The sequence below is a fragment of the Hymenobacter sp. 102 genome (assembly GCF_049949205.1).
Taxonomy (GTDB): Bacteria; Bacteroidota; Bacteroidia; order Cytophagales; family Hymenobacteraceae; genus Hymenobacter.
Genome location: NZ_CP188172.1, coordinates 2,838,588 through 2,860,839, shown reverse-complemented (window position 1 = coordinate 2,860,839; position 22,252 = coordinate 2,838,588). Strand labels below are relative to the sequence as shown.

Sequence of the window (22,252 nt, the reverse complement as noted above, 5' to 3'; positions counted from 1 at the left end):
GATTTCAGCCCGACGGCGGCATACAGGCTACACGCAGAGGCGCGCAAGAGGTTCCCGGGGTTGGTACTATCGGAAACGTGTCCATGGGCCGTTTCTGCCTTTTGTCCGGAAGCGTGTGCCGGTGGCGGGGGAAGCTCTGCTGCCGTAAAAACGTTCCGGGCCCGATTCCAGCTGGAATCGGGCCCGGGGTATTCAGAATAGGAATAATAGCCTACTTGGCATCCTCCTTGTCTTTCTTGGACTTGCGCTTCTCTTTCTTACCGTCGGCGTCCTTGGTTTTTACCTTCATTTTCTCGGTTTCCATGGGAGGCGTGAGGGTAGAAGTGGGGGCCGGGGCAGCGGGCGCAGCAGCAGCAGTAGCTACGCGGTTACCATCCATGTCCAGTTCCACTACCTCATAGCCCAGTTCCGAGAGGCCGGGGAAGGATTTAGCCCGGTCGCCCACTACCACAATGTACATGTTGTCGGCGGGCAGGTATTTCTGGGCAATGCCCTGTACGTCCTCCTTCTTCAGGTTTTTCAGAATGTCGCTCTGCTGCTGCACGTAGGTGGTGGGCAGGTCATACTCCAGCAGGCGGCTCAGGAACAGGGCCTTCTGCTGGCCGGTTTCGTAGCGCAGCGCGTCGCTCTGGCCCACCGAGGCCTGCAGGAACTGCAGCTCCTCATCGGTAATGCCGTTGCGGTAGCCCTGAATTTCCTTCATGAACTCCTTCACCGAGGCTGCCGTAGCATCGGCGCGCACGCCGGCCTGGGCAGTGTAGGGGCCCACGTAACGGGTGCCCTGGAAGCCCGAGCGGGCCCCGTAGGTGTAGCCTTTGTCCTCGCGCAGGTTCAGGTTGATGCGGGAGTTGAAGGCCCCGCCCAGCAAGTAGTTGCTCAGGTAGGCGCGGTAATAGTCGCCGGTGGCATCGTAGGTGAGCGGGGTGAGGTAGCCAATGCGGATTTCCGACTGAGCCGCCCCGTCCTTGTTCACAAAGTAGATGCGGGTTTTATCGGGCTGGGTGGTGGCCATGCCGGCGGGCAGGCTCACCTGCTTCTGCTGCCAGCCTTTCAGGAAGCCCACCTGATTGGTGAGGGTAGCCTGATCTACGTCGCCCACGGCTACCAGGTAGCTCACATTGGGGGCGTAGTACTGCTGGTAGAACTGCTTCACGTCGTCGAGCGTGAGGCCGGTTACCGTGGCCGTGGTGCCGCTGCCGGGGGTCTGCATGATGTCGCCGGCACCGTACACGAGGCGGGCAAACGTTTTGTCGGCAATCATTACCGGCTGGGTGCTCTGGTTGGCAATGCCTTCCAGCGTCTGCTTCTTGATGCGCGCGAAGTCGGCCTCATCGAAGCGGGGGTGCAGCAGGCGCTCCTCCAGCAGCTTCATGGTGGCGGGCAGGTTTTTGGTCAGACTCTGCACGTACACCGTGGTGTTATCGTCGCCGGTGCTTACCCGGATGGCGCTGCCCAGTTTCTCCAGCTCCGAGCTGAACTGCTCGCCGGTGTACTTCTGGGTGCCTTCGTTCATCATGGCCGCCGTGAGCGAGGAAATACCCGCTTTGTTAGGCATGGCCTGCTCCAGGCGGTGGCCGCCCCGGATGGTGAGCAGCATGGTCACGGTCGGAATTTCGGCATTGCGGGTGCCCATCAGGCGCAGGCCGTTACCCAGGGAAGCCTGCCACACGGCGGGTACTTGCACCACGGGGTTGGCCCCGGCGGCGGGCTGCTTGCTCCGGTCGAAGGTATCGGTGGGCTTCACGTACTTCAGGCCCTCATAGCCGTAGTCGGGAGCCTTATATCCGTCCTTCGATACGGTAAAGTTATCGGCCTTAGCAGGCTGTACGCTGCCGTTCTTGGGCACTACGCTCAGCACCACGGCGCCTTTGCCTTTGATGTAGGTGTTGTACACCCGGTTTACGTCGGCGGGGGTTACGGCGCGCAGCTCCTTCAGCTCCAGGGGCAGGCGGTTGGGGTTGCCGAAGTACGTTTGGTTGGCGGCCAGCTGGCTTACTTTGCCCTGCACGCTGGCTAGGCCGTTCACCATCTGGGCTTCGGTGCTGGCTTTGTAGCGGGCCACCTGCTCGGCGGTAGCGCCGGTGCGCTCAAACTCCTTCAGGGTGTTGCGCACCTTCAGCTCCAGCGAGTCGAGGCCTTTGCCGGGGAAGGGCAAGGTTACGATGGTGAACTCGCCAGCCAGCTCGGAGGTGCTGTTGTAGGCCTGGGCCTGTACCGCCTGCTGGGTTTTGGTGAGGTTTTTATACAGCAGGGAGTTCTTACCGCTGCCGATGATATCGGCCAGGGCATCCAGGGCAAACTCATCGGGGTGGCCGCTGGGCACCGTCGGGAACACCACCTGCAGCATGGGGAAGCGCACGTTGTCCTTGTAGCTCACGTACCGGTCCTGAGTGAGCTTGGGGGCGGGCAGCTTCTGGGCGGCTACGGCGGGGCCTTTGGCAATGGGGCCGAAGTACTTCTCCACCATCTTCACCACCTCAGCCGGCTTCACATCACCACCCACCGTGAGGGTAGCGTTGTTGGGGCCGTACCAGCGCAGGAAGAAGTTCTTGAGGTCGTTCACATCGGAACGGTCCAGGTCTTCGAGGTAGCCGATGGTAAGCCAGCTGTAGGGGTGGCCGTAGGGGTACAGCGTGCGGCTCACGTTTTCGGAAGCCAGGCCGTAGGGCCGGTTGTCGTAGTTCTGGCCCCGCTCGTTTTTCACGGTGGAGCGCTGGTTCTCGAACTTGGGCTGGGTCACGGCGTCCAGCAGGAAGCCCATGCGGTCGGCCTCCAGCCACAGCGCGGTTTCGAGCTGGTTGCTGGGTACGGTTTCGAAGTAGTTGGTCCGGTCCCGGTTGGTGCTGCCGTTGAGGGTACCGCCCGCGGCCGAAACCGTTTTGAAGTGCTGCTCGTCGGCTACGTGGTCGGAGCCCTGGAACATCATGTGCTCAAAGAAGTGCGCGAAGCCCGATTTGCCAATCTGCTCCCGGGCCGAACCCACGTGGTAGGTCACGTCCACGTGCACCAGCGGGTCGGAGTGGTCTTCGGCTACGATGAGGGTGAGGCCATTGGGCAGCACGTATTTCTCGTAGGGAATTACCAGCTCGCCGGGTTTACGGGTGATTTTTTCTACCAGACGGGCGCCGCCGGCCGTGGCCGTGGGGGCTTTGGTAACGGTGGCAGGCTTGGTGGTTTTTTGCTGGGCCGCGGCCGGTTGCATCGCCAGCGAAGCACCCAGGCCCAGCAGCAACAGTTGATTGCGGGTCATTGCGGTGGATAAGGAAATACGGAATGAGAAAAATGGAACCGGAAGGTACGCGCCGAAAGGCAATTGCCCCCGGTCGAAGCGGCCGGGTTCCAACCAACCGGATAGTTTCAACCGTCAAAGCCCGAAAACCAACCGCCAACGGGTGCGGAGGGTGGTTGGGCTTTATAGGCTATTGACCAAGGGAAACGCGGTGGGTTGCACCCGGCCGCTTCATGCTCATTTCATGTACTTATTGCAGCTTTGCTGCATCCTCCCGGTCAAAAGAAGCGTACCTTTGCCTGCCTGTCTTATGTCCGCACTGCCTACCCTCGACTACCTGCGCCTCTCCTATCGGCCCGACCTGCAGCTGCTGTTTCTGCGCTGGACGCGGCCGGCTACTTCCGAGGAGCACCGGGAGGGCTATCAGGTAGCCCTGGAACTAGCCCGGCAGGAGCAGGCAGGCCGCTGGCTGATCGACCTGCGCAGCCGGGGGCTGGCCGATCCTGTGGACCTGCGGTGGGTGTTGGAGGACTTCAGGGTGGCTTTCAAAGCGGCTTTACCCGGCGTAACACGGCGCATCGCCTATTTTACTACTCCCTACCACGCCGATATCCTGCGCCCCCGCCTTGCCGAGTTCGACCACGACCCAAGCAACAGCACCCGGCTGCAGGTATTCACCGAAGAACTTCCGGCCCAACAGTGGCTGCAACACGGGTAACTCCGGATTTGCCGTAAGCCAGACGCCCCGCCGTACCACGTGGTACGGCGGGGCGTCTGGCTTACGGGTAGTCACGGAATCACACGCGCGGATCAGCTTCAATGGTAGTATCGTAAGCCGGCGAGCTGGTTTGCAGGGTGGCATCGGCTGGCAGGCGCAGTTCATCAGCGTCGTGCACGCGCAGGGTCAGCAGGCCCGAGATAATCATAGAAACACCACCCAGCATGAGCGTGTACACCGATTCGCCGCCGAATACCGACTTGGTGAAGAAGCCCAGAATCAGGCCCGCTACTACCTGTGGAATTACAATAAAGAAGTTGAACACGCCCATGTAGTAACCCATTTTGTTGGCGGGCAGGGCCCCGGCCAGCATGGCGTAGGGCACACTCAGAATGGAAGCCCAGGCAAACCCAACGCCCACCATAGACACCAGCAGCATCTTGGGGTCCTGAATGAAGAAGATGGAAATCAGGCCCAGGCCACCCAGCGTGAGGCAGATGAGGTGGGTGAGGCGGCGGCTGGTAGCGCGGGCAATAACGGGCAGCAGCAAAGCCGCCACGGCCGAAACGCCGTTGTACACGGCAAAGCACACGCCCACCCAGTCGGCCCCTTCGTTATAGATTTTGGAGGTGGCGTCGGTGGTGTGGTAGATGTGGCTGGTGACGGCCGGGGTAGTGTAAATCCACATCGAAAACAAAGCCAGCCAGCTGAAAAACTGCACAATGGCCAACTGGGCCATGGTTTTGGGCATGTGGAAGATACCGGCAAACGACTCGCGGATGCCGTTCCAGAAGCCCGCCGTGCGGCGTTTTTCGGCCTCAAACTCGGCCATGTCGGCCGGGGGATACTCTTTGGTAGTCAGCACCGTCCAGAGCACGGCCGTGAAGAAGGCAATGCCGCCGATGTAGAACGAGTACTTCACCGAAGGCGGAATCTGGCCGGCCGGAGCTGTATTACTGATACCGAACCAGTTAGTAAACATCCAGGGCAGCATGGAGGCTACTACGGCCCCTACCCCAATGAAGAAGGTTTGGGCGGCAAAGCCGGTGGTGCGCTGGTCGCCGGGCAGCAGGTCGCCCACCAGGGCCCGGAACGGCTCCATGCTGATGTTGATGCTCGAGTCCATAATCCAGAGCATGCCCACGGCCATCCACAGAGCCGATACGTTGGGCATAATCAGCAGCGCCAGCGAGGCCAGAATAGCCCCCACCAGGAAGAACGGCCGCCGCCGGCCCAGCGTGGGGCTCCACGTCCGGTCCGACATATAGCCGATAATGGGCTGCACCAGCATACCCGTGAGCGGGGCCGCCAGCCAGTACAGGGCTATTTCAGTGCCGCCCAGCGTTTCAAAAATGCGGCTCACGTTGGCGTTCTGCAGGGCAAAGCCGAACTGGATGCCCAGGAAGCCAAAGCTCATGTTCCAGATCTGCCAGAAGCTGAGGCGGGGTTTATTCTCAATGCCGGGGGGGGCGGCTGCTACGCTGGTTGCCATATTGTGGGAATTAGGGAAGAAGAGTTTAGTGCTTAGTGCCTAGTGCTTAGGCCGTTCTGGCAATAACCAGGCACTAAGCACCACCAACTAAGCACTATTTTTTGGGGTTGATTTCGAAGATGTAGGCGCTTTGGGGGGCCAGCGTGAGGTTGAGGGTTTGCACGGCCGGGGCCTGGCTGAGCAGTTCCGAGTAGGTGTAGAACTGCTGGGGGTTGAGGCCCATGAGCTGCATCACGTTCGGCGGAATCCGCAGGGTAGGCTTATAGGTTTTATCGGGGCTGAAGTTCACCACGATGAGCAGCTTCTGCTTGTCGGTGTAGCGCACGTAGGTGTAGAGCTGACGCTGGTTGTACTGCGCGTCGAGGTTGTTGGCGTCCTGTAGCTCGTAGAAGCGGCCGCGGCGGATGGCGTCGCTCTGGCTGGTGAGCGTGAGCAGGCGGGCGTAGAAGTCGTGGAGCTGGCGCTGCTCGGGGCCGAGCTTACCCCCGTCGAACTTGCCGCCGTTCATCCATTTCTGGTGCTCGGGCACGCCCCAGTAGTCAAAAATGGTGGTGCGGCCATCCTCGCCCGAGAATCCTTCCGAGCCGTGAGCCGGCTCGCCCACATCCTGCCCGAAATACAGCATCACTGGGCCGGTGCCCAGCGTAGCCGAAACCGTCATGGCCGGAATGGCGGCGCGGGGGTTGCCGGCAAAGTCCTTGCTGGCAATGCGCTGCTCATCGTGGTTTTCCAGGAAGCGCAGCATGTGCCCCGAGAAGCCCCGGCTTTCCTCCTTCCATACCCGGGTAATATCCTCGGTGGTGCCCTCGCCGCGCATCAGGCGGCGCAGGCCGTCGTAGAGGCCCACCTTGTCGTAGAGGTAGTCGAAGTGGCCCTGCTCGATGTACATCTTGTACGTCTTGGCGTCGTAGGCCTCGCCAATGAACACGAGTTGGGGATTTACCTTTTTCAGCTCCGGAATCACCCAGGCCCAGAACTCCACCGGCACCATCTCGGCCATGTCGCAGCGGAAGCCGTCCACGTCTTTCTTGGCCCAGAAGATGAGGATGTCACGCATCTTCAGCCAGGTATCAGGCGTGGGCTCGAAGTGTTTTTTGCGGCCGTTCTGGTAATCGACGCCGTAGTTGAGCTTGATGGTTTCAAACCAGTCGTCCACCTTGGGCGCTTCCGAAAACACGTCGTTGCCGGTGGCCTTGGCCGGGTTTTCCTGGAATTTGCCGTCCTCGCGGGGGCCTTTCAGCGCGCCCAGCGGGTTGTAGCCGGCCGGTACCACGAAGGGTTTGCCCGGCAGGTAGTAGAAGTTGTTGTTGGGCGCAAAGGCCACGGTTTTGTCGTCCTTCTCCCCCAAATCGGCCACGCCCGCCGGGTGGGCATCCGACTTGTAAGTGCGGGCCACGTGGTTGGGCACGAAGTCGATGATGACTTTCAGGCCATTGTCGTGGGTGCGTTTCACCAGGGCCTCGAACTCCCGCATACGGTTCTTCACGTCTACGGCCAGGTCGGGGTTCACGTCGTAGTAATCCTTGATGGCGTAGGGCGAGCCGGCGCGGCCTTTCACCACGTCGGCATCATCCAGGGCAATACCCTGCTTGGTGTAGTCCGTCATGGTGGCGTGCTCAATCACGCCGGTGTACCACACGTGCGAAGCCCCCAGCTTTTTGATGGCCTGGAGGGCGGGCGTGGTAATGTCGTTGAACTTGCCTACGCCGTTTTCCTGGAGCGTGCCGTAGGGCTTGTTCACGGCGGTTTTGTTGCCGAACAGGCGGGTCATCATCTGGTAAATCACCAGCTTATGATCCTGGGGCTGCTCGTCGGTGGTATTGGGGTCCGAAGAATACACGGTTTCGGCCACGGAAGCGGGAGGTTGCAAAGTGAAGGAAGAAAGCCCGAAGGCGGCCAGCCCCAGCGCACAAGCGGCGGCTGGCAGGAAAGGATATTTCATCGGCAAACAAGATAGGCGTTTGGTTGAGTTGTCATTGCGAGCGGAGCGAAGCAATCCTTCCTTTTATAGTGTGCAAGCATCCGGATATGATAAGCCAATGGTAAACCGCCTACCGAAGACCTGGCTTTTGCATAGGTCAAGGCTTAGTGCTTAGGAAAGGAAGGATTGCTTCGCTCCGCTCGCAATGACGTGCTACCACTCCTGCGTCATCGGGTGCAGCATCAGCTCATCCACTACTACATGAGTGGGGGCTTCCAGCACGTAGCGCACGGCCTGGGCCACGTCGGAGGGCTTGAGGTGGGTTTTCTCGGCTTCCAGACTGCCGGGGCGGGAGTCGTTGAAGTAAGTATCTACCAGACCGGGGTAGATGGTGCTCACTTTCACGCCGTGGGGCCGTACTTCCTTACGCAACGAGCTAAGCAGAGCATCCTGGGCGTACTTGCTGGCCCCGTAGGCGGTGCCGTGCTCGAAGGTGCGCTTGCTCACATCGGAGGTGATGCCCACAATGTGGCCGTGACCCTGGGCCTTGAAGTGGGGCACTACGGCCTTGCACAGCAGGAAGGTGCCCTTCACATTCACGTCGAAAATCCGGTCCCACTCGGCGGCATCAAAGTGCTCCAGCAGGTTGAAGGAGCCCACGCCGGCATTGCACACCAGAATATCGAGCCGCCCGTAGTAGCTGAGCGTTTCGGCTACGATATGGGCGGCATCTTCCTCGTCGGCTACGTCGGCCGGAATGGCCAGACCCTGGGTTTTGCTGTTGAGTTCCTGCAGTTCCTCGGCCGTGCGGGCTACGGATACCACTTTGGCACCCTGCATGGCCAGCAGCAAGGCAATGGCACGGCCGATGCCGCGGCTGGCACCCGTTACAATGGCTACTTTATCGGTCAGGTCGGTCATGATTTTATCAGGGTTAAACTGAAAATACTACCGGGTGGTAGGGTATAAGTTAGCGGGTACCGACGGTGGTTCCCAGTAGTACCCGCTATTCTTATTTTTTCAGCTCCACCACCCAGGCCGTGCGGCCGGGAATTTTGAAGGTCTTCAGGTCAGCCAGGGCCGCGCCGGTCATGATTTCGGTGCCGCCCGTGAAGCCGCCGGTGCGCTCCGCAAAGCGGGCCCCGTCCACGGTTTTCTCGTCCTTGTTGCCGTTGAGCAGCACCATCACGGCCTGGCCCTGGTCGTTGTAGCGGAAGTAGGCGTACACCCCGTCCTGCGGGATAAACTGCATCAGCTTGCCCGTAGCCAGCACGGGGTGGGCTTTGCGGTACTGGGCCAGCTTGCTCACGTAGTTGAACGCCTCGCCGGCCTGGCCGGTGCGGCCGGCGGCCGTGAAGTAGTTGGTCTTGTCGCCGGCAAAGCCGCCGGGGAAGTCCTCGCGCACCTTGCCATCGGGGTTCGAGAAGTTCTTCATCAGCACCTCGGTGCCGTAGTACAGCTGCGGAATGCCGCGCGAGGTGAGCAGCCAGGTAATGCCCAGCTTATACTTACCGAAGTCCTCGCCAATCACCGAATAGAAGCGGCTCATGTCGTGGTTGTCGAGGAAGGTTACGTTGCGGGTGGCGTCCTCGTACATCCAGTCGCCCTGCAGGGCATCGTAGAGCTTGCCCATGTTGGGCTGGTCACCCTTGATGGCGTCGTGCAGGGCAAACGTCGACTGGAAATCAAACACCGACTCCAGGTTCGACTTGAAGCCATCCACCGGCTGGAAGATGTTGCGGGCGAAGAACGCCTGCTGGGCCGTGCTGCCCACCCAGGCCTCGCCAAACTTGAACAGGCTGGGGAACTCGTCGTTCAGGGCCTGGCCCCACTGCATCAGGAACTTGGGGTCGGAGTACGGGTAAGTGTCGATGCGGTAAGCGTCGAGGCCGGTGTACTCCACCCACCACAGGAAGTTCTGAATCAGGTAGGTAGCCACCAGCGGGTTGCGCTGGTTTACGTCGGGCATGGTCGTGTCGAACCAGCCCTGGTTGTAGAGGCGGCTGTCGAGGTCGGCGCGGTACGGGTCGTTGAGGGCCTGCGAGTTGTAGTTGCTGCGCGTGAAGTTGGGCCACTGGTTGAACCAGTCTTTGGCGGGCTGGTCGAGGAACAGGTAGTTCTTCGAGCCCATGTGGTTGAGCACCACGTCGTGCACCACTTTCAGGCCGGCGGCGTGGGCCCGGTCCACAAACTGCCGGTACTCCTCCAGGGTGCCGTAGCGCCGGTCGGTGTTGTAGTAGTCGGTGAGGGCGTAGCCGTGGTAGCTGGCCTTGGGCATGTCGTTTTCCACCACCGGCGTCATCCACACGGCCGTGGCACCCAGCTCCTTCAGGTAGTCGAAGTGGTTTTCCAGGCCTTTCAGGTCGCCGCCGTGGCGGCTGTACATCGAGTCGCGGGCCGCTTTGGGGGCGCGCATACCGGCAATGTAATCGTTCTTGGGGTCCCCGTTCGAGAACCGGTCGGGCATCAGGAAGTAGATGAAATCCTGCTGGGTCAGGCCCTGCACCTTCTGCTTGTCGCCGGGGGTGGTGCGCTGGCGCAGCTCGTAGGCGAAGGTGGTTTTTTTGCTGCCCTTAAACTCCAGCTGCAGCTTGCCCGGCTTGGCCGAGGGGCTGATGGTGAGGTTGAGCACCAGGTAGTTGGGGCTTTCCAGCTTCTGCACGCCGTCCAGAGTCACGCCCTCGTAGGCTTTCAGGGTGGCGGTGCTGGTGGCAATGCCGGGCCCGTGAACCAGCAGCTGTAGCTTGGGGTTTTTCATGCCCACCCACCAGAAAGTGGGGTCGATGCGCTGGATAGGAGCGGTTTTGGCGGCCGGGGCGGCCAGCTCGGTGAAGGTTACGGCCGGGGCAGCGGCGGCGGGGGTAGCGGCGGCCAGCCAGGAGCCGGCTAGCAGGGGCAAAAATCGGAAGGAGCGCATAGGCGGGGTGGAAACGAATTACGGAACTGCCAAGGTACGCACCCCCACCCCTGCCATGCTACTGCTGCGGGCCCTGGAAATGATGATGTATTGACGGGTTTTTGGTGGTGAATTGATGGGTTTTCAGGGAAGTGGTGCCGAAGGCCGGATAATGCCGTTGCAGCGCGGCTCTGGGGCGGCACCGTGCCCAGTAGCTGCAGCCCCGGCAACCGCCGGCCGGTGCGGGCCCAAAAAAGCCCCGCCACCTGCAGGTCAGGTAGCGGGGCTAAGAGAGCAGACTAGCTTGTTTCTACAGCTTAGCCAGCCACAGCGAGGCGTTCAGGTGCAGGCGGGCGTGGCTCACGTTTTCGTTCCAGCCGTCGTACACGGTGTTGCCGGGCGAGCCGGTGCCGTCATCGGCCGGCGAGGAGTCGCCGATAATAACCACGCGGCCCGTGCCGAAGGTGCTGCTGGCAGCCATAGCCAGGCTGTTGCCCTGGGCGGCCGAAGTGCGCCACACCAGGCCCTGCACCGTGCTGTTGGCGGTGGGGTTGAGCGTCATGGTAGCGCCGTTGTGGAAGGAGAGCTGCGACACCCGGCCCTGGGAGCCGTTCATGATGGGGTTGGTGGTGGAGGCCAGGGCATTGGTGCTGTTCTCCACGATGTTGTCCATGTTTACCGCGAAACCGAAGGGGTTGGCCTTCACGGAATTGTTCTGCATCAGGTCGTTCCAGATTTCGGGCGAGTCCCAGCCGTCGTTGTTGCGGTCCGAAATGGTGTGGTCGGTAATCATGAACAGGCCACCGCCGTTCTGCACGTACTGCAGGATGGCCGTTTTCTCGGCCGTGGTAAACACTGTGTTGGGCTCATCCACCACAAACACGCTGTAGTTGCTCAGGTCCTGGGGGTTGCTGCTGTTGCCGTAGCTGATGGCCGCGCCGGCCGGCAACTGCTCCACCGTGTGGCCCAGCTTCACCAGGGCCACGCCCCAGGCCGAAATGGCGCCGGTCCAGTACGTTTCGGGAGTAGAGGCGGTGATGCCGCTCTGGTCGGGCGAGGGGTAGCGCGAGGCCACGCCGCTGTTCACGTCCAGCACCCAGTCGGCGTTGCCGGCCAGCTCCCCGTGCGAGCCATCGAACAGGAATTTCTTGCCCGTGCCGGTGGGCGGCGGCGTGGTACCGCCCCCGTACTGCTCCATCGTCACGTTATCGAGGTTGATGCGGTTGGTACCGCCGGAAGTCTTGCGAATCTGCAGACGAATGCTGCCGCTCAGGTTTACCGTGAAGGAGGCCGTGCTGAGGGTACTGCTGCTGCTGGTGATAGTGCTGCCTACTTTGGCGTAGCTGCTGCCACTGTTCTGGCTAACCCACAGCTCCCACTGGGAGCTGCCGTCGGTGCCATACACGGCGTGCTGCACCGTAACCACGCCCGCCCCGGTGGTAGCGTTGAAGTTCATGGTGAGGGAGCCGGTGTTGCGCATCCGAACCGACTGCGCCCCGGTTTTGGGGTCGGCGGTGGTATTGCCGAGCAGCGCGTCGTTGAGCGTCCAGGAGCCCGAGCCAAGCGTGACGGAGCCGGTGGTGTAGGCCGTTTTGGTGCCGGTTTCGAAGCCTTCCGGGAAACCGGCGCTGCTTACATCGGCGGCGGCGGTGGCGGGGGTAACAGCAGCAGGAGAAGGAAGATTATCCTGTTTGGCACAGGACAGAACGGAGAGGCTCAGCAGGGAGGCTGTGAGCCAGCGCAGGGGGTAGCGCATAGGAAAGAGTGTGGTTGTGGAATGAAAAAAGGACTGAGAAACCCTTTCAGCAAAGGTACCTGGCCTTCAAGCGGTGAAAAGGACAGTGTATATTAAGGAATTATTATCAAATAGTTAGCCGTGCAGAGGTTGTATCTTTCTGTCAGAAGTACAATTTCCAGCCGGAAAGAGCGGCCCTCGTGCAGGCAAAACGGATGAACCGGCACATGATGCTTGTTTGCCTTTTACTAGTGGCTCGTTAACATTTTGGCATTCTTATTTGAATGCAATCCGCTTGGTCCATTCTTTTCCGCTTTTTTTGGGTTTTCAACGGGTGAGCTGACGTCTGGGGCTCCCCGTCCGCTCACACTCACCGCACACATTCTGCTCCTATGGCATTCGAGTTTAATACCTACACGCCCGCCCCCGAGTTCAGCACCCCGGCCGCGTATTTTTCCATGGAATTTGCCTTGGATCAGGCCCTGAAAACCTACTCCGGTGGCCTGGGCTTTTTGGCCGGCTCCCACATGCGCTCCGTGTATGAGCTCAAGCAGAACCTGGTAGGCATCAGCATCCTGTGGTCGTTCGGCTACTACGACCAGGGCCGCAACGAGGACCAGAGCATGCGCGCCGATTTCCGCCTCAAGCACTACAGCTTCCTGCAGGATACCGGCCTGGTGTTCCCCATTACCATTCACAACGCGCAGGTGCTGGTGAAGGCCCTGTACCTGGCCCCCGACACGTTCGGGACGGCCCCCATGTTCTTCCTGACGACGGACATTCCCGAAAACGACTACCTCTCCCGCACCATCTCCCACCACCTCTACGACGCCGATACGGCTGCCCGGGTGGCCCAGAGCATTCTGCTGGGCGTGGGCGGTGGTAAGCTGCTCGATTTGCTGGGCCGCCACACGGAGGTGTATCACCTCAACGAAGGCCACGGCCTGCCCCTGGCCTTCTACCTCTACGACAAGCACGGCCGCAACCTGGAGGAGGTGAAGAAGCGCCTGGTGTTCACCACCCACACGCCCGAGCTGGCCGGCAACGAGGAGCACCCCATCAAGCTGCTGCACGATATGTCGTTCTTCGGCAATGTGCCGCTGGAGGAAGTGCGCCGCCTGGGCTTGGTGGAGCAGGAGCGCCTGAACTACACGCTCACGGCCCTGCGCTTCTCGCGCATCAGCAACGGCGTGAGCAAGGTGCACGGCGAAGTGGCCAACGATATGTGGGGCACCAATGCGGGCATCTGCCCCATCATTGCCATTACCAACTCCCAGAACGGCACCTACTGGCGCGACAAAGCCCTGCACGAAGCCCTGGAAGCCGGCGACGACGTGGCCCTGAAAGCCCGCAAGCGGGAGCTGAAAAAGCAGCTGTTCGACATCGTGGCCGACCAGACCGGCACGCTGCTCGACCCGGAGGTGCTGACCGTGGTGTGGGCCCGCCGCTTTGCCGGCTACAAGCGCGCCGACCTGATTCTGCGTCACTTTGAGCGGTTCCTGGATATTGTAAACAACCAGGAGCGTCCGGTGCAGGTTATCTGGGCCGGTAAGCCCTACCCCAAGGATTTTGGGGCGGTGGGCCTGTTCAACAGCATCATTGAGAAGACCAAGAACCTGAAAAACTGCGCCGTACTCACGGGCTACGAGCTGGGCTTGTCGGCGGCCCTGAAGAAGGGTTCCGATATCTGGCTGAACACGCCCCGCTACCCCCGCGAGGCCTCGGGTACCTCGGGCATGACGGCCGCCATGAATGCTTCGGCCTCGCTGAGCATTGCCGATGGCTGGATTCCGGAGTTCGTGCGCCACGGCGAAAACGGCTTCATCATTGAGCACACCGACATCAACCAGCCCGATGAGGTGAAGGATAACATCGAGGCCACCAACGTGCTCGACGTGCTCGAAAACGAAATCGTGCCCCTGTACTACGGCCAGCCCGAGAAGTTCCTGGAGCTGGTGAAAACCGGCATGCGCGAGGTGGAGCCCGAGTTTGAGTCGCACCGCATGGCCACCGAGTACTACGAGCGGATGTACAACGCCAAGTAGTAGCCGTCCTACACTGATTGAAAACCACGCCGGTTCGGCGGGCGTAGCCCGTCGGGCCGGTTGTCGTTAGTGGGCACCCGAACGACGACGCAACAACCTCAGCACGCAGGGACCGGCCCGACGGGCTACGCCCGCCGGACCGGGGCCCGATTTGTAGTTCAGTCAGTGAGAATGTGCGGCACGAACTCGGAGAGGTTGGTGATGATGCCCGCGTCCCGGCGGAAGCTGAGGGCGCAGGCCTCGCCGGCCCAGAACACGCCCGCCTGGTAGCGGCGGCCCTGGGCATCAGTCGGGAAATCCAGCCAGCGCTGGCGTACCTGGGGCTGGTCGGCGAAGTCGCCGGGCTGCTCCTGGCGGGTGAGGGAGCCGTCCAGCTCGGTCAGGTTCTGGCCCTCGCGCCCGAACAAAGGCTTGCGTACGTGGTGGCCCGGCAGGTCGCGCAGGCTGGCTTCTGCCAGCAGCGGGTGGTGCGGAAATACGTCCCAGAGGTGAGCCAGCAGGGCCTTGCTCTGGAACAGCAGCGCGTAGGCCGGGTTGGCAATTATCAGGTCGCGGGTGAGCAGCAGGTGGGTGAGGTCGGCGGTAAGCTCGGGCTCCTCAGCAGCCAGCAGCTCCCAGGGCACCAGCTTGAACAGAAAATCGAAGCGCTGCCACTGGCCCAGAGCCACCTCCGCCCAGGCACCCCGGTCCTCTCCTTCCACCGCCACGCGCATGGCATCCACGGAGCAGCTGAAAGCCGTTTCGAACCCGGCGGCGCGGGCGGCCTCGGCTACTACGGCGCAGTTGGTTTCGTCCTCGGCGCTATCGGGCAGATATACCAGCAGTAGGTGGGGAGCCAGGTCGGGGTTCAGCTCCCGCCAGCGGCGCAGCTGGGCTTCCAGGCCTTCAAACAGGCCGTTGGCCTGCCGTTCTTCGGCAGGGCGGCCGGCGGCCATCAGGCTGGCCCACTGCACCACGGCCGTTTCGGGGATGCTGGTGGCGGTGTCGGCGTTGAACTCCACCAGCTTGGGGCCGTGGGGCGTCTGGGCCAGGTCGAAGCGGCCGTAGAGGTGCCAGTGCCGCTCGTCGTTCCAGCTGTGGCGCACGGCTTCCCAGAGGTTCGCGGGAATCCCGAGCTGCTGCAGAAAATCGTTGGGAATGGGGTCGGGTATGGCCTGCACCAGCATGTCATAAAGCGTGTCGGCGGCCTGGAGCAGGGTTTCCGCTTCGGCTTCGGGCAGCACCACGGCCTCGGGAGCCAGGTAGGCCGCGCAGGCATCTTCCACGGCCCACTCCCAGCCCAGCTGGCGGATGGCCGGCTCCACGTTGCCCGGCAGCGGCAGCAAACGAATCATACGGTAGGGGGTTGGGTGTTGAGCAGCCGGGGGCCGGATTGCGGGCCCCGGCTGCTCAACGCTGATTGAAAATTCCCGCAGGCTTTGGCGGAATGGGGTGGAGCGCCAAGCGTGCTGCCAGCGAGTGGGTTCAGCCCACTCAGCTTTTCGGCCCTGAACGCTTGGGTAGCCAGGCGCTTACCCGCCAAAGCCCCGGGAGCCGCCCCGGCTCCCGAAACCGCTGCTACGGCTGCTGCGGGGTGCCGAGCTACGGAACGTGCCGCGCGACACGGTGCGCCGCACGGTGGGACTGGCGCTGATGCCCGCGTTGCCACTGCTGCGGCTTCCGCTGAAACCCCGCCCGAAAAAGCCTCGGCCCTCATTGTCCCGCTCCCGGGCAATGGTTTGCCGCCAGCCGTTGTTGCGCTGGAAAATGCCGGGCGAAGCGTAGTAGCCGGTGTTGGGCGTCAGCCAGCGGCCAGCCATGTAGCCAATGCCGCTCCACATCAGCACATCCATCATGCTGGTGCCGCCTACCCGGTTTTCGGGGTTGCGGCGGGTGTAGTCCTGCATCTGCTGCTGCAAGGCCTGGCCCTGCAGTGTGTCCACCTTGCCGTCGAAGTGGCGCAGAATAGCGGCTACTTCCTCCTTGCCAGCTGGCCGCTCGGCCGTAATTTTCCACTGGCCCGGCTGCGTCTCCGTCATTTCGGTGATAACGCCCTGGCTGTAGGAGTCGGCGGTGGCATTGTCCCAGGAGGAATCCGCGGCGTCGGGGCGGCTGTCGTTGGAGGAGCAGGCCGGCAAAGCGCCCAGGCCCAGGCTGGCGGCTGCCGTGAGCAGAAACAGGTTGCGGCGCCAGTCGCCGAGGCGGTAAAATGGGCGTTTCATAGCAAATGAAGAGAAGTGGCGGAACGTAAGGCGAAAGTAGCAGGAATCCGGTGTTGGCCAGCTGCTTTATGGCTGCCGCTCCAGTACCGGCCGCAGCACCTGCCATACGTTGGCGGCCAGCAGCTTCTGGCCCTCGGCGTTGGGGTGCACGCCATCGGGGAGGTTGAGGTGGCGCTGGCCCATCACGCCGTGCAGCAGAAAGGGCACAAAATCGACTTGGTTTTTCTCTGCCAGCTGCCGGAACAGGGCGTTGAACTCCTGGGCGTAATGGCCCAGCCGCCCGCCGCCCAACGTGGCCAGCGGCCCCAGATCAAAGGGAAACTCCAGGCCTACCAGCACGATGCGGGCCGCGGGGTGGGTGCGGCGCACGGCATCCAGGATAAACTGCAGGTTTTGGGTGGTTTCACGCACCGGAATACCCCGCAGGCCGTCGTTGGCCCCCAACTCCAGCACAAACACGTCGAGTTGCTCAAAGCGGGGCAGCACGGTGCTGATGCGCTGCCGGCCCCCGGCCGTGGTTTCGCCGCTTACGCCGTAGTTGTAGGCTTTATAGGCCAGGCCGGCGGCATCGATTTTTTCCTGAATCCGGGCCGGAAACGCCTCGCTGGCCCGGAGCTGGTAGCCGGCCGTAAGCGAGTCGCCGAAGAAGAGAATGGTGCGCATAGTAAAGGCCCGAAAAGGGAAGGGCGAACAGGCTAAACGGTTTGCCAGGGCCAGAGTTCCGCTTCCCCGAAAGTGTACAGGGCCAAGGAGAAAAGTTAGCGGCGGCAAACTTTTTTGGCAGTTTCGGCCTTTACCTTTGCTGCCAGATGAGAATAATTCTTCTCTGCTACGCTTGATTTTTTCACCAAATACCCCCCGAATGTCCGTTACGAAAGCCACCGACGCCGATTTTCAGCAGCTACTGCAAGACAATGAGAAAGTAGTGGTGAAATACTACGCCGATTGGTGCGGCAACTGCCGCCTGTTTTCGCCCAAGTTTAAGCGCCTGGCCGAGCAGAACGAAGGCATGACCTTCCTGGACGTAAACGCCGAAACCAGCCCCGAGGCCCGCAAGCTGGCCAGCGTAACCAACCTGCCCTTCTTCGCGGTATTCCGCAACGGGGAGCTGGTAGATACCGTGGCTGCCAGCAAGGAAGAGGCCGTAGCCAGCCTGATTTCGCGCCTGAACTAAGCCCGCCCCGCCATGAAAATGCCCGTAATCAAGCGCCTGGTGGAAACCCAGACGCTGGAAAACCTGGTAGCCGCCGAGCAGGCCCTGCTGGAAGAACAGCCCCTGGCCATTGAGGTTGAAGGCGAGGATGAGGGCGAACAGCTGACCCACGTGTTTGCGGCCATCTTCATCCTCAACCACATGCAGGACCACGGCACCGACTTCAAAACCGCCCTGCGCGAGTACACCGCCAAAGTGCGCGTGAGCATCAGCTAAATAGTGAGGTGGTGAACTGGTGAGTTTGACGTTCTGCCTGCGCCAGTTGCGCGGTTCAAACGTCAAACTCACCAGTTCACCACCTCACTATTTAAGCCGGTACACGCCGGGCGTATTAGTGGGCTCGTAGCGGCTGAAAATAGCGGGTATCTTGTATTGCAGCTCCGGTACGAGGCCCCGTTGGTCGATGAGGTAGCGGGGCGGGCTGGTCTGGAAATTGCGCGCCACCCGAAACACGGCATCGTACTCGCTGAGGCGCCCCAGGTCGGTTTGAGCCAGCTGCCAGTCGAGGTAAGGCGTGGCGAGGTGGTTGTGGGCGTACGGGCGCATGTCGGGCCCCAGTACCAGAATCTGCTGGCCCTGCAGAAACGCATAGCGCGGGTTCGGCTGCACGGCGTAGCGGCTTTCCAGCGGAATGGGAATGATGCTATCCAGAAACAGCGCCGAGCGGTAGCGCACCACCAGCACCGCTCCTACTACCAGCAGCAGCAATACTTCCGGCACCCAGGCCCGACGGTTTTTCTGCCACAGATACAGGCTGAAATACGTAAGTGGGGGCAGAATAAGCACCAGGGTGCCCGGGGCCCGGCCACCACCAGCTGCGGCCATGGCGGCGGCCACCACCAGCCACACCAGCATCAGCTGCTGAAACTTCACCTGGAATACGAGCCCTGGCGGCAGCGTGAAGCTGCGCCCCAGGCCCAGTAGCAGCAGCACACCCGGCAACACCAGCAACCGCAGGTGCACCCATAGTGGCAGGCCATCGGCCCCCGCCACCAGTCCGTTGAGCGTGGGCCGCAAATGAAACTGCGAGAAACCCGGCAGCGAATCGTTGTAGAGGAAAAACGTTGCCACTACCGCGTAGGGAAACAGAAAGCCACACACCAGCAGCAAAAAGCTCCGGAACGAGTTGGCGGCGAAAATGATAACAGCAAACAGGCCCAGCAGCAGAAACAGGGCCAGTGGCAGGTAGCACAGGGCCGCTACCCCAATCAGAAACCCCGCCCGAAACAGCCTGCGGTTATCATATCCCTCCCGGGAGGTGGGCAGCAACGCACTAAACGCGGCAATCAGAAATGAGTGGCCCAACAGCAGGGGGGAGAGAATGTCCAGGTCGGTGGTAATGGAGCCCAGCAGCAGATACACCAACGCCCCCACGTAGCCCCGTTCGGGGTGCACATCGGCGCGGTTGAGCACAAAGTTGAACCGCAATGCCTGGAACGTGAACAGCGCCAGCGCCAGCAGCCGGTTCAGCCACAGCAGCCGGTTGCCTACCAACTCGGAAAGGCCGGCCAGGGCCGCTGCCAGTGGGGCCGTGCTGTCGTACACGTCGCGGTAAAGTAAGGCGCCGGCGTGTAGCCGCTCCCCGATCAGCAGACTGCGCAGTTCCACCGGCATCAGCGGGATGCCCCACCACAACAGCGGCAGCCGCAGGGCCAGCAGCAGTAGCAGCAGCACAAACAGGCGGGTAGGCAGGGAGCTTTTAAAAAATTGAAGCAAGGGAAGAGAAACTTGGGAACTGTGGGACTTGGGAACCTGGAAACAGCACCAGTACGCGCCAACGACTGTTTCCTGACGTCTTCGGCCGTTACGCAGCAAATATAGCCCCCACACCCCCTCCCCCTTACCTAAGTCCCTAAGTCCCTAAGTCCCTAAGTCCCTAAGTCCCTAAGTCCCTAAGTCCCTATCTTTGCGGATTCTTATGGAAAGCAAACGACAACAAAAGGTAGCCAGCCTGCTACAGCAGGACCTGGCAGCCGTATTTCAGCGTGATTTACCGCACCTGTTTCCGGGCTTGCCGCCGGGCATCAGTCTGGTGCGCGTCTCCCCCGACCTGGGCGTGGCCCGTGTGTACCTGAGCGTGCTCACGGTAGGCACTGCCAGCTCTGACGATCAGCAACTTGCGCTGGTGCAGGATACTGCCAAGGAAATCCGCCAGGCCCTGGCTAAGCGGGTGCGCAAGCAGCTGCGCATTGTGCCCGAACTGGTATTCTTCCTCGACGACTCGGCTTCCTACGCGGCCCACATGGACAACGTGTTCGGCAACCTGCACATTCCGCCGGCCATCCCCGAGCAGCCGACTCCCGATGAGCCCAATGCCGCGCCCAAGCGCCCCAAACTCTTCGCCGACGACGAAGAGAGTAACTGAGTAGCAGAGTAACTGAGTATTAGTTCAATACTCCTGAGGTTCACGTCACCAAAATAAGTACTCAGTTACTCCGCTATTCAGTTACACGTCACTCAGTTACTCCGCTACTCAGTTACTCTCCCTTGTACTACGACCCGATTAAGAAGTCGCTCGGCGAAGTTTTCAACCGCACGCCCTGGCTGCGGCAGTTGTTTTACCATCTGCTTGATCTGCTGCTGCTGCGCACCTGGCATGTGCACCGCGAGCTGCGCCAGTGGGCTAAAGGCCGTACTGAGGAGCCCCTCGCCATTCTGGATGCCGGCTCCGGCTACGGGCAGTACACGTACTGGCTGTCAGGCCTGAGCCGCAAGTGGCAGATTCTGGCCGTGGATGTGAAGGACGAGCAAGTGGCCGATTCCAACCGCTTCTTCCGGCAGATTGGCCGCACCAATGCTCAGTTTGCGGTGCAGGACCTGGTGCTCTACCAGCAACCCAACTCCTTCGACCTGGCCCTGTCGGTGGATGTGATGGAGCACATTCTGGAAGACGTGGAAGTATTCCGCAACATTCACACCTCCCTCAAGGACGGCGGCATGCTGCTCATCTCCACTCCCTCCGACCAGGGGGGCTCCGATGTGCACGCCGACGGTGAAACCAGCTTCATTGAGGAGCACGTGCGCGACGGCTACAACATCCATGAGATTCAGCAGAAGCTGCGCACCGCCGGTTTCGAGCGGATTGAGGCTCAGTACAGCTACGGCGAGCCGGGCCAGATTTCCTGGCGCCTGAGCATGAAGTATCCCATTCTGATGCTGGGTAAATCGAAGCTGTTTTTCCTGCTGCTGCCCTTCTACTATCTCGTTACCTTTCCGTTCTGCCTCATTCTGAACTGGTTTGACGCCAATTCCAAACACGATTCGGGCACGGGCCTGATTGTGAAAGCCTGGAAATAGACCTTTTTCGCGCAGCGGCGTATCTTGCTCCTGATTATGCCGTTGCTATTTTCCCAACGTAGCTTCCTCCACTAGCCCCGCTCCCGCGCCCCGCACGTGAACGTACCGTTGCTCATTGCCCGGCGTTACTTTTTCTCGAAGAAGAAGCGCAACATCATCAGCATCATCTCCAACATTTCCATGGTGGGCGTAGCCGTGGGAACGATGGCGCTGATTATTGTGCTGTCAGTGTTCAATGGGCTGGAGGATCTGGTGCGCAGCCTCTACGGCAAATCGGACCCTGATCTGGTGATTACTGCCGTGCAGGGCAAGTCCTTTGAGCTGAGCCCCGCCCTGCTGGCCAAATTGCGCGCTACGGCCGGCGTGCGGCTGGTAACGGAGGTAATCGAGGACAATGCCCTGCTGCAGTACCACGACCGGCAGATGGTGGTGAAGATGAAGGGCGTTTCCGACAACTACCACCTGCAGAGCAACATCGACTCGGCCATTGTGGACGGCAGCCACCAGCTGCACCGCGACGGGCTGGATTACGCCTTGGTAGGGGCCGGCGTGCAGCACGAGCTCAGCATCACGCTTGATAACCGGTTCTCACCCATGCGCTTGCTGTACCCGCGCAATACGGGCCGCAAAACGCTGTCGATGAACCCTGAAACGGCCTTTAACGAGCAGAATATCCTGGCCGGCGGCGTGTTCCTGATTGAGCAGCACATTGACGACAGCTACATCTTTGTGCCTCTGGAGTTTGCCCAGAACCTGCTGCGCTACGGCAACCGCCGCACGGCTCTGGAAGTGAAGGCCAAGCCCGGCCGCGACATCAGCGACGTGAAGGATGCCCTAAAAAGGCAACTCGGCCGCGGCTTCAAGGTGCTGGATTCCGATGAGCAGCACGTTTCTCTGCTCAAAGCCATCAAGGTGGAGAAAATGTTCGTGTTCATCACCTTCGCCTTTATCCTGCTCATTGCCAGCATCAACATCTTTTTCTCCCTGTCGATGCTGGTGATAGACAAGCGCAAGGATATTGCCGTGCTCATGGCTGTGGGGGCCAGCTCCCGCACCATTCGCAACATCTTTTTGCTGGAAGGGGCCATTGTGGCCCAGGTGGGGGCCGTAACCGGCCTGGTGCTGGGGGTTGGCATCTGCTGGCTGCAGCAAACCTTTCACATCGTGAGCATGGGCATGGCTACCAGTGTGGTGGATTCCTATCCCGTTAAGATGCAGCTATCGGATATTGTGCTGACGGGTATTGCCATTGTGGTTATCACCATCAGCGTTTCCATCCGCCCGGCCCTGAACGCCGCCAGCCTCGACCTACGGGAAAATCTGTAGGAAGTTCACTTCATGTCAGGTATTTCCCCTGGTGGGAAATAGGCTTATAGTGCCTTTCAACAGGGTCTTTAGTTCCCAATCTGATACATCCGGGGGAGCAGGCTTGACTTGCCGCCGAAAAACGTATTGATTGTTTGCGGGAAACTATAACTATAAAAAGAGAAGTCCGTTACCTTCGT

Annotated in this window: 17 protein-coding genes; 7 read left to right on the top strand and 10 right to left on the bottom strand. The window is 60.9% G+C overall.

Annotation, left to right across the window (positions count from 1 at the left end; genetic code table 11):
• Positions 1–211: 211 nt before the first annotated feature.
• Positions 212–3,250, bottom strand: a complete 3,039-nt coding sequence (locus ACN19L_RS12235) for a M16 family metallopeptidase (protein WP_426489785.1) — start codon at positions 3,248–3,250, stop codon at positions 212–214.
• Between the two features lie 289 nt (positions 3,251–3,539).
• On the opposite strand from ACN19L_RS12235, the gene ACN19L_RS12230 reads away from it, so the two are divergent.
• Positions 3,540–3,947: a hypothetical protein gene (locus ACN19L_RS12230; RefSeq protein ID WP_426489784.1), complete on the top strand. Its 408-nt coding sequence runs from the start codon at positions 3,540–3,542 to the stop codon at positions 3,945–3,947.
• Between the two features lie 79 nt (positions 3,948–4,026).
• Here ACN19L_RS12230 and ACN19L_RS12225 read toward each other — a convergent pair whose 3' ends face one another.
• The 5 genes from ACN19L_RS12225 to ACN19L_RS12205 all read right to left on the bottom strand — a co-directional run bounded on the left by ACN19L_RS12225 (position 4,027) and on the right by ACN19L_RS12205 (position 12,012).
• On the bottom strand, positions 4,027–5,439 hold the full coding sequence (locus ACN19L_RS12225; RefSeq protein ID WP_426489783.1) for an MFS transporter: 1,413 nt from the start codon (positions 5,437–5,439) through the stop codon (positions 4,027–4,029).
• 94 nt (positions 5,440–5,533) lie between these two features.
• Positions 5,534–7,381, bottom strand: a complete 1,848-nt coding sequence (locus ACN19L_RS12220; RefSeq protein WP_426489782.1) for an alpha-amylase family glycosyl hydrolase — start codon at positions 7,379–7,381, stop codon at positions 5,534–5,536.
• Between the two features lie 192 nt (positions 7,382–7,573).
• Positions 7,574–8,281: an SDR family oxidoreductase gene (locus ACN19L_RS12215; protein ID WP_426489781.1), complete on the bottom strand. Its 708-nt coding sequence runs from the start codon at positions 8,279–8,281 to the stop codon at positions 7,574–7,576.
• A gap of 91 nt (positions 8,282–8,372) precedes the next feature.
• Positions 8,373–10,277, bottom strand: coding sequence for an alpha-amylase family glycosyl hydrolase (locus ACN19L_RS12210; RefSeq protein WP_426489780.1), 1,905 nt, complete (start codon positions 10,275–10,277; stop codon positions 8,373–8,375).
• A gap of 289 nt (positions 10,278–10,566) precedes the next feature.
• On the bottom strand, positions 10,567–12,012 hold the full coding sequence (locus tag ACN19L_RS12205; protein ID WP_426489779.1) for a hydrolase: 1,446 nt from the start codon (positions 12,010–12,012) through the stop codon (positions 10,567–10,569).
• Between the two features lie 371 nt (positions 12,013–12,383).
• Here ACN19L_RS12205 and glgP point away from each other — a divergent pair, with 371 nt between their 5' ends.
• Entirely contained in the window at positions 12,384–14,036 is a 1,653-nt protein-coding gene (gene glgP, locus ACN19L_RS12200; protein ID WP_426489778.1) for an alpha-glucan family phosphorylase, read from the top strand.
• Positions 14,037–14,194: 158 nt separating this feature from the next.
• On the opposite strand, the gene ACN19L_RS12195 is transcribed toward glgP, so the two are convergent.
• From ACN19L_RS12195 to ACN19L_RS12185, 3 genes are all read right to left on the bottom strand, one after another.
• The gene (locus ACN19L_RS12195) at positions 14,195–15,370 is read right to left on the bottom strand and encodes a glutathionylspermidine synthase family protein (protein ID WP_426489777.1); all 1,176 of its coding nucleotides are present in this window, start codon (positions 15,368–15,370) and stop codon (positions 14,195–14,197) included.
• Positions 15,371–15,547: 177 nt separating this feature from the next.
• Entirely contained in the window at positions 15,548–16,237 is a 690-nt protein-coding gene (locus ACN19L_RS12190) for a hypothetical protein (protein ID WP_426489776.1), read from the bottom strand.
• Between the two features lie 66 nt (positions 16,238–16,303).
• A complete protein-coding gene (locus tag ACN19L_RS12185) occupies positions 16,304–16,900 on the bottom strand; it encodes an arylesterase (protein ID WP_426489775.1) in 597 nt (198 codons plus the stop codon).
• Positions 16,901–17,099: 199 nt separating this feature from the next.
• Between ACN19L_RS12185 and ACN19L_RS12180 the strand changes: the two genes are divergently transcribed.
• On the top strand, positions 17,100–17,411 hold the full coding sequence (locus ACN19L_RS12180) for a thioredoxin family protein (protein ID WP_125426532.1): 312 nt from the start codon (positions 17,100–17,102) through the stop codon (positions 17,409–17,411).
• A gap of 12 nt (positions 17,412–17,423) precedes the next feature.
• Entirely contained in the window at positions 17,424–17,666 is a 243-nt protein-coding gene (locus tag ACN19L_RS12175) for a DUF6952 family protein (RefSeq protein ID WP_125426530.1), read from the top strand.
• An 87-nt stretch (positions 17,667–17,753) separates the two neighbouring features.
• Here ACN19L_RS12175 and ACN19L_RS12170 read toward each other — a convergent pair whose 3' ends face one another.
• Positions 17,754–19,166, bottom strand: a complete 1,413-nt coding sequence (locus ACN19L_RS12170) for a hypothetical protein (protein WP_426489774.1) — start codon at positions 19,164–19,166, stop codon at positions 17,754–17,756.
• Positions 19,167–19,368: 202 nt separating this feature from the next.
• On the opposite strand from ACN19L_RS12170, the gene ACN19L_RS12165 reads away from it, so the two are divergent.
• The 3 genes from ACN19L_RS12165 (at position 19,369) to ACN19L_RS12155 (ending at position 22,073) form a co-directional block, all read left to right on the top strand.
• Entirely contained in the window at positions 19,369–19,815 is a 447-nt protein-coding gene (locus ACN19L_RS12165) for a ribosome-binding factor A (protein WP_426489773.1), read from the top strand.
• 122 nt (positions 19,816–19,937) lie between these two features.
• A complete protein-coding gene (locus tag ACN19L_RS12160; RefSeq protein WP_426489772.1) occupies positions 19,938–20,747 on the top strand; it encodes a class I SAM-dependent methyltransferase in 810 nt (269 codons plus the stop codon).
• A gap of 96 nt (positions 20,748–20,843) precedes the next feature.
• Positions 20,844–22,073: an FtsX-like permease family protein gene (locus tag ACN19L_RS12155; RefSeq protein ID WP_426489771.1), complete on the top strand. Its 1,230-nt coding sequence runs from the start codon at positions 20,844–20,846 to the stop codon at positions 22,071–22,073.
• The last annotated feature ends 179 nt before the right edge of the window (positions 22,074–22,252 follow it).

What these genes read in the sequence shown, in the direction of transcription:
- ACN19L_RS12195 (WP_426489777.1), bottom strand. Translation starts at nt 15,370, where the DNA reads ATGATTCGTTTGCTGCCGCTGCCGGGCAACGTGGAGCCGGCCATCCGC.
- ACN19L_RS12165 (WP_426489773.1), top strand. Translation starts at nt 19,369, where the DNA reads ATGGAAAGCAAACGACAACAAAAGGTAGCCAGCCTGCTACAGCAGGAC.
- ACN19L_RS12210 (WP_426489780.1), bottom strand. Translation starts at nt 10,277, where the DNA reads ATGCGCTCCTTCCGATTTTTGCCCCTGCTAGCCGGCTCCTGGCTGGCC.
- ACN19L_RS12235 (WP_426489785.1), bottom strand. Translation starts at nt 3,250, where the DNA reads ATGACCCGCAATCAACTGTTGCTGCTGGGCCTGGGTGCTTCGCTGGCG.
- ACN19L_RS12225 (WP_426489783.1), bottom strand. Translation starts at nt 5,439, where the DNA reads ATGGCAACCAGCGTAGCAGCCGCCCCCCCCGGCATTGAGAATAAACCC.
- ACN19L_RS12230 (WP_426489784.1), top strand. Translation starts at nt 3,540, where the DNA reads ATGTCCGCACTGCCTACCCTCGACTACCTGCGCCTCTCCTATCGGCCC.
- ACN19L_RS12215 (WP_426489781.1), bottom strand. Translation starts at nt 8,281, where the DNA reads ATGACCGACCTGACCGATAAAGTAGCCATTGTAACGGGTGCCAGCCGC.
- ACN19L_RS12175 (WP_125426530.1), top strand. Translation starts at nt 17,424, where the DNA reads ATGAAAATGCCCGTAATCAAGCGCCTGGTGGAAACCCAGACGCTGGAA.
- ACN19L_RS12185 (WP_426489775.1), bottom strand. Translation starts at nt 16,900, where the DNA reads ATGCGCACCATTCTCTTCTTCGGCGACTCGCTTACGGCCGGCTACCAG.
- ACN19L_RS12220 (WP_426489782.1), bottom strand. Translation starts at nt 7,381, where the DNA reads ATGAAATATCCTTTCCTGCCAGCCGCCGCTTGTGCGCTGGGGCTGGCC.
- ACN19L_RS12190 (WP_426489776.1), bottom strand. Translation starts at nt 16,237, where the DNA reads ATGAAACGCCCATTTTACCGCCTCGGCGACTGGCGCCGCAACCTGTTT.
- ACN19L_RS12180 (WP_125426532.1), top strand. Translation starts at nt 17,100, where the DNA reads ATGTCCGTTACGAAAGCCACCGACGCCGATTTTCAGCAGCTACTGCAA.
- ACN19L_RS12205 (WP_426489779.1), bottom strand. Translation starts at nt 12,012, where the DNA reads ATGCGCTACCCCCTGCGCTGGCTCACAGCCTCCCTGCTGAGCCTCTCC.
- glgP (WP_426489778.1), top strand. Translation starts at nt 12,384, where the DNA reads ATGGCATTCGAGTTTAATACCTACACGCCCGCCCCCGAGTTCAGCACC.